General features: G+C 73.0%; 13 protein-coding genes. 10 read left to right on the top strand and 3 right to left on the bottom strand.

Annotated elements, in window-relative coordinates; genetic code table 11:
• The first annotated feature begins 62 nt into the window (after positions 1-62).
• From ACH4OA_RS07925 to ACH4OA_RS07915, 3 genes are all read left to right on the top strand, one after another.
• Positions 63-1,307: an MFS transporter gene (locus ACH4OA_RS07925; protein ID WP_397936489.1), complete on the top strand. Its 1,245-nt coding sequence runs from the start codon at positions 63-65 to the stop codon at positions 1,305-1,307.
• 187 nt (positions 1,308-1,494) lie between these two features.
• Positions 1,495-2,901 (top strand): NtaA/DmoA family FMN-dependent monooxygenase, encoded by a 1,407-nt coding sequence (locus ACH4OA_RS07920; RefSeq protein WP_397968143.1) that lies wholly within the window; start codon positions 1,495-1,497, stop codon positions 2,899-2,901.
• Positions 2,898-4,124 (top strand): LLM class flavin-dependent oxidoreductase, encoded by a 1,227-nt coding sequence (locus ACH4OA_RS07915; RefSeq protein ID WP_397936485.1) that lies wholly within the window; start codon positions 2,898-2,900, stop codon positions 4,122-4,124. The genes ACH4OA_RS07920 and ACH4OA_RS07915 overlap by 4 nt, the downstream gene beginning before the upstream one ends.
• A 90-nt stretch (positions 4,125-4,214) precedes the next feature.
• Here ACH4OA_RS07915 and ACH4OA_RS07910 read toward each other — a convergent pair whose 3' ends face one another.
• Complete coding sequence (locus tag ACH4OA_RS07910; protein ID WP_365872831.1) at positions 4,215-4,904, bottom strand: DUF5324 family protein; 690 nt, start codon at positions 4,902-4,904, stop codon at positions 4,215-4,217.
• Positions 4,905-5,120: 216 nt separating this feature from the next.
• On the opposite strand from ACH4OA_RS07910, the gene ACH4OA_RS07905 reads away from it, so the two are divergent.
• Positions 5,121-5,651: a peptidylprolyl isomerase gene (locus ACH4OA_RS07905; RefSeq protein ID WP_397936482.1), complete on the top strand. Its 531-nt coding sequence runs from the start codon at positions 5,121-5,123 to the stop codon at positions 5,649-5,651.
• Between the two features lie 122 nt (positions 5,652-5,773).
• Positions 5,774-6,661, top strand: a complete 888-nt coding sequence (locus ACH4OA_RS07900) for a rhomboid family intramembrane serine protease (protein ID WP_365872835.1) — start codon at positions 5,774-5,776, stop codon at positions 6,659-6,661.
• Between the two features lie 272 nt (positions 6,662-6,933).
• Here the strand turns inward: ACH4OA_RS07900 and crgA are convergent, their stop codons facing one another.
• On the bottom strand, positions 6,934-7,188 hold the full coding sequence (gene crgA / locus ACH4OA_RS07895; protein ID WP_365872837.1) for a cell division protein CrgA: 255 nt from the start codon (positions 7,186-7,188) through the stop codon (positions 6,934-6,936).
• A 152-nt stretch (positions 7,189-7,340) separates the two neighbouring features.
• On the opposite strand from crgA, the gene ACH4OA_RS07890 reads away from it, so the two are divergent.
• The 5 genes from ACH4OA_RS07890 (at position 7,341) to ACH4OA_RS07870 (ending at position 11,426) form a co-directional block, all read left to right on the top strand.
• Positions 7,341-8,129, top strand: coding sequence for a DUF881 domain-containing protein (locus ACH4OA_RS07890; RefSeq protein WP_397945947.1), 789 nt, complete (start codon positions 7,341-7,343; stop codon positions 8,127-8,129).
• Positions 8,130-8,254: 125 nt separating this feature from the next.
• Complete coding sequence (locus ACH4OA_RS07885) at positions 8,255-8,416, top strand: hypothetical protein (protein ID WP_365872841.1); 162 nt, start codon at positions 8,255-8,257, stop codon at positions 8,414-8,416.
• Positions 8,413-9,051 (top strand): aminodeoxychorismate/anthranilate synthase component II, encoded by a 639-nt coding sequence (locus tag ACH4OA_RS07880; RefSeq protein ID WP_397936478.1) that lies wholly within the window; start codon positions 8,413-8,415, stop codon positions 9,049-9,051. Before ACH4OA_RS07885 ends, ACH4OA_RS07880 begins: the two co-directional genes overlap by 4 nt.
• 563 nt (positions 9,052-9,614) lie before the next feature.
• Positions 9,615-10,637 carry a class E sortase gene (locus ACH4OA_RS07875; protein WP_397968361.1) on the top strand — a complete coding sequence of 341 codons (1,023 nt, stop codon included), beginning with the start codon at positions 9,615-9,617 and terminating at the stop codon, positions 10,635-10,637.
• A 39-nt stretch (positions 10,638-10,676) separates the two neighbouring features.
• Entirely contained in the window at positions 10,677-11,426 is a 750-nt protein-coding gene (locus ACH4OA_RS07870) for a class E sortase (protein ID WP_365872845.1), read from the top strand.
• A gap of 71 nt (positions 11,427-11,497) precedes the next feature.
• On the opposite strand, the gene pknB is transcribed toward ACH4OA_RS07870, so the two are convergent.
• Positions 11,498-13,513 (bottom strand): Stk1 family PASTA domain-containing Ser/Thr kinase, encoded by a 2,016-nt coding sequence (gene pknB / locus ACH4OA_RS07865; RefSeq protein WP_397936476.1) that lies wholly within the window; start codon positions 13,511-13,513, stop codon positions 11,498-11,500.
• Positions 13,514-13,678: the final 165 nt, after the last annotated feature.

Here is a 13,678-nt window from a genome sequence, read left to right as displayed (position 1 = left end):
GGCCCCGAACACCGGCGGCGCCCCGCCCCGATCCCCGACGTCCGAACTCCTGGAGCACACCCATGAGCACCACACCCGACACCGAGGCCGGTGCGTCCGCGCGCACCGGCGCCGGGGCGAGTTCCCGGCGGGCCGGCGAACAGCCGCGGAAACTGCCCATGTCCGCCCTGCTGGCCCTCGCCACCGCCGTCTTCATCACCAGCCTCACCGAGACGCTGCCCGCGGGCCTGCTCCCGGCGATCAGCCACGACCTCGGCCGGAGCGAGTCCGCGACCGGGCAGACGGTCACGGTCTACGCGCTCGGCACCGCGCTGACCGCGATCCCGCTGACGGCGGCGACCGCCCGCTGGCGCCGCAAGCGGCTGCTGCTGACCGCCATGGCCGGCTTCGCCGTGGCCAACACCGTCACCGCCGTCTCCTCGCTCTACGGGCTGACCATGGCGGCGCGTTTCGTCGCCGGCGTCGCGGCGGGCCTGGCCTGGGCGCTGCTCGCCGGGTACGCGCGCCGGCTCGCCCCGCCGCACCTCCAGGGCCGGGCGATCGCCGTCGCGATGGCGGGCATCCCGGTCGCGCTCTCGCTCGGCGTGCCCGCCGGCACCTTCCTCGGCCAGGTGACCGACTGGCGCGTGGCGTTCCTCGCGATGACCGCGCTGACGGTCGTGCTGCTGGCGTGGATCGCCGTGGCCGTACCGGACTTCCCGGGCCAGGAGGGCGGCGAGCGGCCGAGGATGCTGCGCGCCCTGCGGGTCCCGGGCGTGGTCCCGGTGCTGTTCGTGACGCTGGTCTTCGTCCTGGCCCACACCCTCGTCTACGCCTACATCGCCACGTTCCTCGACGACCTCGGCCTCGGCGGGCAGACCGACCTGGTGCTGCTGGTCTTCGGCGCCGCCTGCCTGGTGAGCATCTGGATCGTCGGCGCCCGGATCCACCAGCGGCTGCGCGCGCTCACCCTCGCCGGCTCCGTGCTGGTCGCGGTGGCCGCCGCGGTGCTGGCCGTGCTCGCGGACCACACCGCGCTGGTCTACGTCGCCGCCGTGCTGTGGGGCCTGGGCTGGGGCGGGGTGCCGACCCTGCTGCAGACCGCGGCCGGTGACGCGGGCGGGGAGGCGGCCGACGCGGCCCAGGCCATGCTGGTGACGCTGTGGAACGTCGCCATGGCGGGCGGCGGAGTCCTCGGCGGTGTGCTGCTCGGCCTGAGCGGCAGCGACTCGCTGCCGTGGAGCGTGCTGCTGCTCATGCTGCCGGTGATCGCCGTCGTCGCGCTCGCCCGGCGCCACGGCTTCCCCGCCGAACGGCCCCCGGCGTGACCCCGGCCGCCGCGACCCGGACGGAGCACGGGAACGCGCCCCACCCGGCCCCGCTCCCACCCGCGGACCGCACCCGGCCCCCTGCCCCATCCCCTACACCGACCCCGCCTGGAGGTCCCCCCGTGTCCGAGATCCCGCCGCCCGCGCCCGCCGCGTTCCCGCGGCGCCCCGTCTCCCCGGCCGCCTCATGAGCGGGCCCGGCACCGCCCGCAGACAGGTGCACCTCGCGGCCCAGCTTCCCGGCATCCACAACGTGACCGTCTGGTCGGACCCGCGCTCGCGCAGCCAGATCGCCTTCGACTCCTTCCGGCACCTCGCGCGGACCGCCGAACGCGGCCGGTTCGACTTCTTCTTCCTGGCCGAGGGGCTGCGGCTGCGCGAGCACAAAGGGGAGCTGTACGACCTGGACGTGGCGGGCCGGCCGGAGAACCTCACCCAGCTGAGCGCCCTGGCCGCGGTCACCACCCGGCTCGGCCTCGCCGCCACCGTCAACGCCACCTTCAACGAGCCCTACGAGGTGGCGCGCCGGCTGGCCACGCTCGACCACCTCAGCGGCGGACGCGCCGCCTGGAACGTGGTGACCAGCTTCGACGCCTTCACCGGGGAGAACTTCCGGCGGGGCGGCTTCCTCGCCGAGTCCGACCGGTACGGGCGCGCGGCGGAGTTCCTGGCCACCGCGCGCGAGCTGTGGGACAGCTGGGCCGAGGAGGACCTGCGCGCGGACGCGACGGCCGGCGCGTTCGTCCGGCCCGGCGCCGGCCGCTTCGCACACCACGGGACGCACTTCGGCATCTCCGGCCGGTTCACCACGCCGCGCCCGCCCCAGGGGCACCCGGTGATCATCCAGGCGGGCGAGTCCGGTCCGGGCCGCGAGTTCGCCGCCGCCGAGGCCGACGTCGTCTTCAGCAAGTACGACCGGTTCGACCAGGCCCGCGCCTTCTACCAGGACGTCAAGGGCCGCCTGGCCCGGTACGGCCGTACCCCGGACCAGTTGAAGATCCTGCCGACGGCCACCGTGGTGGTGGCCGACAGCGACGCGGAGGCCGCCGCGTACGCCGAGGAGATCACCCGCGCCCAGATCGGCCCGCGGACCGCGCTCGCGCACCTGGAGGCGGTCTGGGGCCGCGACCTGTCCGGCTACGACCCCGACGGGCCGCTGCCCGACATCGATCCGGAGCCCGGCGCGCAACTGCTCCGGGGCCACTCGCTGTTCCGCCGGGACCGCGCCGAGACCGCCCGGCGCTGGCGGTCCCTCGCCGAGGAGCGCGGCCTGAGCATCCGGGAGCTGGTCATCGAGATGTCCGGCGGGCAGACCTTCGTCGGCGCCCCGCACACCGTCGCCGACGCGGTCGACCACTTCGTGCAGAGCGGCGGCGCCGACGGCTTCGTCCTCGTCCCGCAGCTCACGCCCGGCGGCCTGGACGACTTCGTGGACCGGGTGGTGCCGCTGCTCCAGGAGAAGGGCGTCTTCCGGCGGGACTACACGGGCCCGTCCCTGCGCGACCACCTGGGCCTCGGCCCCGCCCCGCGACGGGCCCCCGAGGCCACCGCCGGACAGCCGGCGGTCTCCGCCGCCGGGCAGGAGGTCTCGTGACCGCGCGCCCGCTGCACCTCGCCGTCGCCCTGGACGCCGCCGGCTGGCACCCGGCGGCCTGGCGCGCCGCGGACGCCCGGCCCGCGGAGCTGTTCGGCGCCGGCTACTGGACGGACCTGGTCACCGAGGCCGAACGCGGCCTGCTCGACTTCGTCACCTTCGAGGACGCGCTCGGGATGCGGTCGGCCGCCTTCCACCGGCCCGACGACCGCACCGACCAGGTCCGCGGGAGCCTGGACGCGGTCCTGCTCGCGGCCCGGGTGGCGCCGCTGACCACGCACATCGGCCTGGTCCCGACCGCGAACGTCACCCACACCGAGCCGTTCCACGTCTCCGCCGGCATCGCCACCCTGGACCACGCGAGCACCGGCCGGGCCGGCTGGCGCCCGCAGGTCGCCGCGCGGGCCGCCGACGCGGCCCACTTCGGCCGCCGTACGACACCGCTGCTCAGCGACGACGACGCCCGCGACCCGGAGCGGATCGGCCGGCGGCTGAGCGCGCTGTTCGACGAGGCCGCCGACGCGGTGGAGGCGGCCCGGCGGCTGTGGGACAGCTGGGAGGACGACGCGGAGATCAGGGACGCCGCCACCGGCCGCTTCCTCGACCGGGACAAGGTGCACCCCGTCGACTTCCGGGGCGAGTACTTCGGCGTCCGGGGCCCGGCCGTCGTCCCGCGCCCGCCGCAGGGCCTGCCGCCGGTGATGAGCCTGGCGCACGCCACCGTGCCGTACGAGTTCGCGGCGCGCTCCGCCGACGTCGTGTGGGTGACGCCGCACGACCGCGCGGGGGCCGCGGCGATCCTCGCCGAGGTGGACGCGGCCGCCGGCCGCGTAGGCCGGGACACGCGGGCCCGGCCGCTGCTGCGGTTCGCGGACCTGCTCGTCTTCCTGGACGGTGAGCCGGGCGCCGCCGCGCGCCGCAAGGCCCGCCTGGACGAGCTGGACGGCGCGGAACTCGCCTCCGACGCCGAGGTGTTCACCGGCACCGCCGACGCACTCGCCGACCTGCTGCTGGACTGGCGGGAGGCCGGGCTCGACGGCTTCCGGCTGCGGCCCGGCGTGCTCCCGCACGACCTGGCCGGGATCACCCGCGCCCTGGTGCCCGCACTCCGACGGCGTGGGGTGTTCCGTACGGCGTACGACGCGACGACGCTGCGCGGCCATCTGCGCCTGCCGCGCCCCGCTAGCCGCTACGCGCGGACGGGCGGCCACCCGAAGGGGTGATCCGGGGGCATGCGCGCGTACCCGCACACCGTGGGACCGGTGTGCGGGTACGCGCGAAAGTGCCTGCCCGGACGGGGACGGGGGCCGGGCTCACGGCTGGTCGTCGCCGGCCTCGTCCTCCTCCGACTGCTTGGCCTGCACCTCGGGGTCCAGGCCGGTGCCGTCGACCGAGGTGAGCCGGGGCGAGTCCGGCACCTCCGTGGCCGCGGGCGGTTCGACCAGCCAGTCGGGGTTGGCCTGCTTGTCCCACCACTTCCAGGCCGCGAAGGCACCGCCCGCGAGGACGGCCAGCACCGCGGCCGTCTTCACGGTGCGGCCGGTGCGGGAGCGCCGCTCGGCCCGCCGGACCAGCTTCTGGATGTCCCGCGCCGAGACCTGGCCGCGCAGTGCGGCCAGGGCGGCGGCGCTGCGCGCGGCGGCCTCGTCACGGACCGGACCGGCCGCGGCCCGCGCCTGTTCGATCTTGGGACGGGAGTAGGCGGCGGCCTGGGCGGCCGCCTTGCGGGTACGGACGGCGGCTTCCTGCGCGGCCAGGTCCACCTTCGGCGGGACGTGCGCGAGTGCCTGCTCCAGACGCGGGGCGAGCCGGGCGTCGTACTGCACGCGGGCCTGCTCCGCGGCCTGCGACACCACGGGCGCCAGCCGTACGCGTGCCTCCTGCGCGTAGTACGCGGCACGCTCCTTGGCCGTGTCGGCGTAGGGCGCCACCACTTCCGCGGCGTGCAGCACGCTGTCCTTCGCCGAGCCGGTCGCGGCGCGCACGCTCTCGATGCGGGTCACGGGTTCCTCCTCCTCGGTGGCGTACGGTAATTCGACTTTCCACCCTTTTACGGATCATGCCTGCCGGTCGCCGGTGTAGCACGCGCGGACGGGCATACGGGTGCCGGACACCCGCCCGGCGTGGCGGCGGACCGGTGCGGCGACGGACCGGCGACGCGGGCCCGGGAGCGTGGAAGGATCTGGGGTACCGCGGCTGACGACGAAGGAAGGCGGACCGTGGCCGACCAGCTGTATGCCACCCTGAAGACCACCCTCGGCGACATCGAGGTGCGGCTCTTCCCGCTGCACGCGCCCGTCACGGTCCGGAACTTCGTCGAACTGGCCCGCGGCGAACGCGAGTGGACCCATCCGCGCACCGGGGTGCGCAGCAGGGACCGGCTCTACGACGGCACGGTCTTCCACTCCGTCATCGGCGGGTTCATGATCCAGGGCGGTGATCCGCTGGGCAACGGCCTGGGCGGCCCCGGCTACGGCTTCGAGGACGAGTGCCACCCCGACCTGGCCTTCGACACCCCGTACCTGATGGCGATGGCCAGCGCCGGCCCAGGCACCAACGGCTCCCAGTTCTTCATCACCGTCACCCCGAGCACCTGGCTGAACGGCAAGCGCACCATCTTCGGCGAGGTCACCGGCCCGGCCGGGCGGAAGGTCGTCGACGCCATCGCGAGCGTGCCGACGGGACGCGACGACCGGCCGCTCCTCGACGTCGTGATCGAGACGGTGCTCGTCGAGTCGCGCGCGGGCTGAGCCGCCCGCGCCGAGGGCTCCGGAGGGAACCAAACACACCGCTCGTCCGTAAGGATGAGCGGAGCAGGACGGTGCCGCCGGGCACCGGGACGACGACCGGACGAGACGACCAAGGGGATCTGATGGAGCAGGCCGCAGGGAGCGCGCGGGACGCCCGCAGCGTGCCCGGGTGCTACCGGCATCCGGACCGTGAGACCGGCGTGCGCTGCACCCGCTGCGAACGGCCCATCTGCCCCGAGTGCATGGTCAGCGCCTCCGTCGGCTTCCAGTGCCCGGACTGCGCCCGCGGCGGCACCGGCGAGACACCCCCGCCCCAGGCGTCCCGGCCGCGCACGCTCGCCGGCGGCACGGTCACGGCCGATCCCCGGCTGCTCACCAAGCTGCTGATCGCGGTCAACCTCGCGGTGTTCGTCGCGATCAAGGCCCGCCCCTCGCTCGGGTACGACTTCGTGCTCTACGGCGCCCTGCCGTCGAAGCCGTTCGCGCCCACCTCGGGAGTCGCCGCGGGCGAGTGGTACCGCTTCGTGTCGTCGATGTTCTCCCACGAGGAGTACTGGCACCTCGGCTTCAACATGCTCAGCCTGTGGTGGGTGGGCGGCCCGCTGGAGGCCGCCCTCGGCCGGGCCCGCTATCTGGCGGTGTACTTCGTCTCCGGGCTGGCCGGCGGCGCGCTGACCTATCTGCTCACGGCCCCGGACACCGCCTCGCTCGGCGCCTCGGGCGCGATCTACGGCCTCTTCGGCGCCACCGCCGTGCTGATGCGCCGGCTCAACTACGACCTGCGGCCGGTCCTCGCGCTGCTGGTGGTCAACCTGATCTTCACGTTCAACCCGTCCATGCACATCGCCTGGCAGGCGCACATCGGCGGGCTGGTCGCCGGTGTCGTCACGGGGTACGCGATGGTGCACGCGCCCCGGGAGAACCGGTCGCTGGTGCAGTACGGCACCTGCGCGGTCGTCCTCATCCTGGCGCTGGCCCTCGCGCTGGTCAGAACCGCTCAGCTCACCTGACCGAGTGGGGGAACACACAGTTCCCGAACCGTTGTCCACAGCGCGTGGCGAATCTTGTGCATACGGTGCGGACACAGCTGTGCCCCCTGCCGCTCGAATGAGTTTCCGCAGCTCAGGCAGGGGGCGAACGGGTGTCTGAGGTGTGGTGGGCCAGTCACACCGGCGTCAACACCCGATGAGTTATCCACAGATCGTCGTTCTTTTTCCCCACTGTGGAAAACCGCTGTGGATAACTCGGCGGAGGGTCTTGGGCAGAGCTGTGGGCCGCCCTGCTACTTCCACTGCGTGGAGACACCGAACCCGGCGGCGATGAAGCCGAAGCCGACCACGATGTTCCAGTTGTCCAGGCTGTCGACGGGCAGCGAACCGTCCGTCACGTAGAAGACGACGATCCAGGCCAGGCCGATCAGGAACATGGCCAGCATGACCGGCGCGACCCAGGCCCGGTTGGTCAGCTTGATGGCCTGCGCCTGCCTCGCCGGGGGCGGCGTGAAGTCGGCCTTCTTGCGGATACGTGACTTCGGCACGAGGGTCTCTCCTGTCGATGCGCTGCGTGGCCGCGCAGGTAGCTGGGTCGGGCTCGGGGCAGCGTACAAAGGGCCGGCATGACGACTTCGTGTGCTCCCCCGGGCGTCCGTTAGCGTAGTGCTTCCGTGGCGCCGAAGGAGATAAGGGTACGTTGAGCAATTCTGCCGACTCCCCCGGGACGGGAGCAACGGGCCCCGCTCCCGCCCGCAGGCCGCGCTTGCGGCCGGTGCGGGTGCTCACGGCGGCCGTCTTCGCGCTCGCCGGGCTCATCTTCTTCACCAGCTTCAACACGGCCCGGGGCACCGACATCCGCCAGGACAGTTCCCTGCTGAAGCTGTCCGACCTGATCCAGCAGCGCAGCCGCAAGAACAAGGAGCTGGACGAGTCCAACGCCACCCTGCGCGACAGCGTGGAGTCGCTGGCCGAGAGCGACGACGGCAGCACCGAGGCCGAGGACCGCGCGCGCAGCGGGCTGGAGAAGAGCGCGGGCACCGACCGGCTGACCGGCCGGGCCGTCACCGTCACGCTGAACGACGCGCCGCCGGGCGCCACCGCCAAGCTGCCCGGCTACCCCGAGCCGCAGCCCGACTACCTGGTCATCCACCAGCAGGACCTCCAGGCCGTGGTGAACGCGCTGTGGCAGGGCGGGGCCAAGGGCATCAAGGTCATGGACCAGCGGCTGATCTCCACCAGCGCCGTGCGCTGTGTCGGCAACACCCTGATCCTCCAGGGCCGCGTCTACTCACCGCCGTACAAGATCACGGCGGTCGGCGACCCGGACCGGCTCAAGCAGTCCCTCGCGGACAGCAAGGCGATCCAGACCTACATGGTGTACGTCAACGTCTACGGCCTGGGCTGGAAGGTCACCGACGACGGGACGGTCACCCTGCCCGGCTACTCGGGCACCGTCGACCTGCACTACGCCAGGCCCGTGGAGTAGAACACCTCTGCGCCGGGGCGGGGCCCGCCGATGCACGCCTGCGACAGGCCCCGCGCCGTTAGTCTGGTGAGGTACGGCGTGGGTCGGGTGCCGTAGGGGACACGGAAGGGACGGCAAGGGACGGCATGTACGGCTGGATCTGGCGGCATCTGCCGGGCAACGCGTGGATGAAGGCGCTCGTCTCGCTGGCACTGGTCCTGGCCGTGGTCTACGTCCTGTTCCAGTACGTCTTCCCGTGGGCCGAGCCGCTGCTGCCCTTCAACGATGTGACGGTGGACAACCAGTGAGTGCGCGGATTCTCGTCGTCGACAACTACGACAGCTTCGTCTTCAACCTCGTCCAGTACCTGTACCAGCTCGGCGCCGAGTGCGAGGTGCTGCGCAACGACGAGGTGGCGACCGGACACGCCCAGGACGGCTTCGACGGCGTGCTGCTCTCGCCCGGCCCCGGCACACCGGAGCAGGCGGGCGTGTGCGTGGACATGGTCCGGCACTGCGCGGCCACCGGCGTCCCGGTCTTCGGCGTGTGCCTCGGCATGCAGTCGATGCAGGTGGCGTACGGCGGTGTGGTCGACCGGGCGCCCGAGCTGCTGCACGGCAAGACCTCCCTGGTCGAGCACGGGGGCAAGGGCGTCTTCGCCGGCCTGCCCTCCCCCTTCACGGCGACCCGCTACCACTCCCTGGCCGCCGAACCGGCCACGGTCCCGGCCGAGCTGGAGGTGACCGCCCGCACCCACGACGGCATCATCATGGGCCTGCGGCACCGGGAACTCCCGGTCGAGGGCGTGCAGTTCCACCCCGAGTCGGTGCTGACCGAGCACGGCCACCGGATGCTGGCCAACTGGCTGGCGGAGTGCGGCGACCACGACGCCGTGGCGAGGTCGGCGGGGCTCGCCCCGGTGGTGGGCAGGGCCACGGCGTGACCGCGCTGCGCCCCGAGCGCGAGGACTTGTACGACGGCGACAGACCGTACGAGTCCCCCGGCGGCGCGCGACCGACCCCGGCCCCCCACCCGGCGGACGACCCACCGACAGCCCCGATGCCCCGCCTGCCCGCCCCGACCCGACCAGCACCGGGGCACGGCACGCCCGGCGCGACGGGACGGGGTGTGACCGGCGGGGCGGGGGGTGCACCGGCCCCCCGGGTGACGGACGATCCGCCGACCGCGCCCATGCCCCGGGTGACCGGGGCGAACCGCTCGGCGCCGAGGCACGGTGTGTCGGGCGGACCTGGGGGTGCGCCGCTGCCCGGCGCGGCTGGGCAGGCCGGGGGTGCGCCGCTGCCCGGCGCGGCTGGGCAGGCCGGGGGTGCGCCGAGGCCGGGTGCGGCCGGGCAAGGCCCGTCTGTGCCGGTGGCCCGGGTAATGGACGATCCGCCGACCGCGCCCATGCCTCGGGTGGCCGGGGCGAACCGGTCGGCGCCGAGGCACGGTGAGGCCGGGAGCGCTCCGGTGGCCCGCGTGACCGATGATCCGCCGACCGCGCCCATGCCCCGGGTGACGTCGTCGGGGCGGTCGATGGGGGACGGTCGGGACGTGCCGCCGCCCCGCGGGAGCGGTGCTGTGCCGGTGGGCGCCCGTGATGACGAGACGATGGCGTTGCGGGCCGTAGGACCCGCGGGGGCCGCTGCGCGTCCCGCTGCGGCCTCTTCCGCCGCCCCGGACGCCCCGGTCGCCCCGGGCGGCCGTGCGGCCCGCAGAAAGGCCGCCAAGCGGCGCGGCGGCGGCCGGCACGGCGGTGGCGCCCACCGGACGGCCCCGGCCCCGGCCCCGGCGGAGCCGGACCCGCACCGGCCCCTGACCCGGGTGGAGGCCCGGCGGCAGGCGCGGCTGCGCAAGCCGAGCCCGGCCACCCTCGCGAGCCGCGCCGTCGGCGAGGTGTTCATCACCACCGGTGTGCTGATGCTGCTCTTCGTCACCTACCAGCTGTGGTGGACCAACGTCCGCGCCCACGCGCAGGCCGGCGACGAGGCGCACCAGCTCCAGGACGACTGGGCCAGCGGCAAGCGCAACCCGGGCGTCTTCGAGCCGGGCCAGGGCTTCGCCATCCTGCACATCCCGAAACTGGACGTGGTGGCGCCGATCGCGGAGGGCGTCAGCAACAAGCGGGTGCTCGACAAAGGCATGGTCGGCCACTACGGCCAGGCCCCGCTGAAGACGGCCATGCCCCAGGACCGCACCGGCAACTTCGGCCTCGCGGCGCACCGCAACACGCACGGCGAGCCGTTCCGGTACATCAACCGGCTGGTGCCCGGCGACCCCGTGGTGGTCGAGACGCAGGACACCTACTTCGTGTACAAGGTGACCTCGACGCTCCCGGTGACCTCGCCGTCCAACGTCAGCGTCCTGGACCCCGTGCCGCCGGGCTCCGGCCTCACCGGGCCCGGCCGCTACATCACCCTCACCACCTGCACCCCCGAGTTCACCAGCAAGTACCGGCTGATCGTCTGGGGCAAGATGGTCCAGGAACGCCCCCGCAGCGAGGGCAAACCGGACGCGCTCATCGAGTAGGGCATCGGATACGGCTCAGCGAGTAAGGGCAGAGGAACTGTGGCAGCGACCGCCGACGAGACCGAAGACACCACGGACGCGTCCGGACCCGGCCCGGCCCCGCGCCGCCGCCCCGGCCGGATCGCGCTGGCGGTCAGCGTCTTCGGGGAACTCCTCATCACGGCGGGCCTGGTGCTCGGTCTGTTCGTCGTCTACTCGCTGTGGTGGACCAACGTGATAGCGGACCGCAAGGCGGACCGGCAGGCCGACAAGGTGCGGGAGCACTGGGCACGGCAGAAGGACTCCGGTCCCGGCGCGCTCGACACCAGGGACGGCATCGGGTTCCTGCACGTGCCGGCGATGCGCAACGGCGAGGTGCTGGTCGAGAAGGGCACGGGCACGGACGTCCTCGACGACGGCGTCGCCGGTTACTACACCGATCCGGTCAAGGCCACGCTGCCCACGACCGGCAAGGACGGCAACTTCGCCCTCGCCGCCCACCGCGACGGCCACGGCGCGAAGTTCCACAACATCGACAAGCTGGACGAGGGCGACCCGATCGTCTTCGAGACCCGGGACGACTGGTACGTCTACAAGGTCTTCTCGATCCTGCCCGAGACCTCGAAGTACAACGTCAAGGTCCTCTCCGCGGTCCCGAAGGAGTCGGGCAGGACCAAGCCCGGCCACTACATCACCCTGACGACCTGCACCCCCGTCTACACCTCCCGCGACCGGTACGTGGTCTGGGGCGAGCTGGTCCGCGTGGAGAAGGTCGACAGCCACCGCACCCCGCCGGCGGAACTGCGCTGATCCCGGGCCGGTACGACGCGTGGGCCCTGCCGGGACGTCCCGGCAGGGCCCACGCGCGAGTGGCGGACGCGTCAGCCGTCGAGGCCGCCGAAGATGTTGCCGCCGTTGTCGTTGTTGCCGTTGCCGTTGTCGTGTCCCTGGCCGCCGCCGAAGGAGATCGTGGTCAGCGTGACCGTGGTGGCGTTCGGGTCGGCGTTGCCGCCGCCCTGCGGGTCCTGCTGGCTGACGAACGCGTTGTCGTCACCGGAACTGCCGGGCGCGAACTGGATGTTGTTGAAGCCGGCCTGCTGGAGGATCTTCTTGGCCTCCTTCACCTGCTTGCCGACGACACTCGGCACCGGGGTCTGCTGCTGCTGCAGCTTGCCGACGTTGACGGTCACGCTGGTGTTCTTGACGACCGGCTGGCCGGCGGGCGGGTTGGTGTTCTGCACCTTGCCGTCCTGGGCCGGGTCGGTGACCGGGGTGTCGGCGCAGTTCGGCACCAGACCCTGCGCCTGGAGCGCGGCCTTCGCCTCGTCGCAGGACTTGCCGGTGAGGTCCGGGACGGCGACCTTCTCCTCGGGCTTGGCGACCGTGAGCGTGATCGTGCTGCCCTTCTCCTTGCTTGTGCCGCCCGACGGGTCCTGGGCGGTGACCACGCCGGGTGTGCGGTCGGACACCTCGGTCTTCTTCTCGACCTCGAAGCCCTTGTCCTTCAGCTGGGCCTCCGCCTGCTCGTACTGGGCGCCGAGCACGTCCGGCACGGTGATCTTCGGGGCGCCCGTGGAGATCACCAGGCTGACCGTCGCGCCCTTGTCGACGTCCTCGCCGGCCTTGGGGTCCTGCGAGCAGACGTTGCCCTTCGGCTGGTCCTCGCAGGCCTTGCGGACGGGTTCGGCCAGCTTCAGGTCGGAGTTCTCCGCCATCTTCTGGGCCTTGGCGTAGGTGGAGCCCACGAAGTTCGGCGCCGGGAAGGTGGTGTCGTCGTTCCCGCCGCCGGCGGTCACCCACTTGCCGATCAGGATCGCGCCGACCAGCACCAGCAGGCCCGCGATCACCAGGAGGACCGTGGAGGTGCTGGACTTCTTCTTCTGCTGGCGGCGGCGGTCCGGGCGGTCGTCGTAGCCGTAGCCGCCGTCGTCCGGGCCCATCGGCGGGAGCATGGTGGTGGCTCCCGGGCCCGCGTCCGAGCGCAGGGCGGTCGTCGCCTGCTCGTCGGGGTAGCCGCCGTAGCCCACCGCGCCGAGCGCGGCCGTGGCCGCGACCGGCTGGCCGTCCAGGCACGCCTCGATGTCGGCGCGCATCTCGTCGGCCGACTGGTAGCGGTAGTCGGGGTCCTTGACCAGCGCCTTCAGGACGATCGCGTCCATCTCGGGCGTGATCTCCGGGTCGAAGACGGACGGCGCCTGCGGTTCCTCGCGGACGTGCTGGTAGGCCACGGCCACCGGGGAGTCGCCCACGAAGGGCGGCCGTACCGTCAGCAGTTCGTACAGCAGACAGCCGGTCGAGTACAGGTCCGACCGGGCGTCGACCTGCTCGCCCTTCGCCTGTTCCGGCGAGAGGTACTGGGCGGTGCCGATGACCGCGGCCGTCTGGGTCATGGTCATGCCGGCGTCGCCCATGGCGCGGGCGATGCCGAAGTCCATCACCTTGACCTGGCCGTTGCGGGTCAGCATGACGTTGGCCGGCTTGATGTCGCGGTGCACGATGCCGCTGCGGTGCGCGTACTCCAGGCCCTGGAGGATGCCGATGGTCATCTCCATCGCCCGCTCGGGCAGCAGCTTGCGCCCGGAGTGCAGCAGCTCGCGGAGCGTGGACCCGTCGACGTACTCCATCACGATGTAGGGGATGGAGACCCCGTCGATGTAGTCCTCGCCCGTGTCGTAGACCGCGACGATCGCGGGATGGTTGAGCGAGGCGGCCGACTGGGCCTCCCGGCGGAACCGGGCCTGGAAGGACGGATCGCGTGCGAGGTCCGCGCGCAGCGTCTTCACCGCCACGGTGCGGCCGAGCCGGGTGTCATGCGCGAGGTAGACCTCGGCCATGCCACCGCGGCCGAGCACCTGGCCCAGCTCGTACCGGCCGCCGAGGCGACGCGGCTCTTCCATAGCTACCTACCAGCCCTCTCCGTCGGTCTCGGCCGCGCACCCCTGTGCGCGGCCGGAGGCTGCCGTCCGGGCCTACCGTACCCGGCTCGCTCTGTGTGACCTGGCCAAGCCCGTAACCCGATACAGGACCGGTACCGCAACGTGCGGCGATGCGCAGGAGGTGTG

Origin of the sequence: Streptomyces sp. NPDC017095 (assembly GCF_044332325.1) — a bacterium.
Taxonomy (GTDB): Bacteria; Actinomycetota; Actinomycetes; order Streptomycetales; family Streptomycetaceae; genus Streptomyces.
The sequence above is the reverse complement of the archived record's forward strand: the minus strand, read 5'-3'. Positions and strand labels throughout refer to the sequence as shown.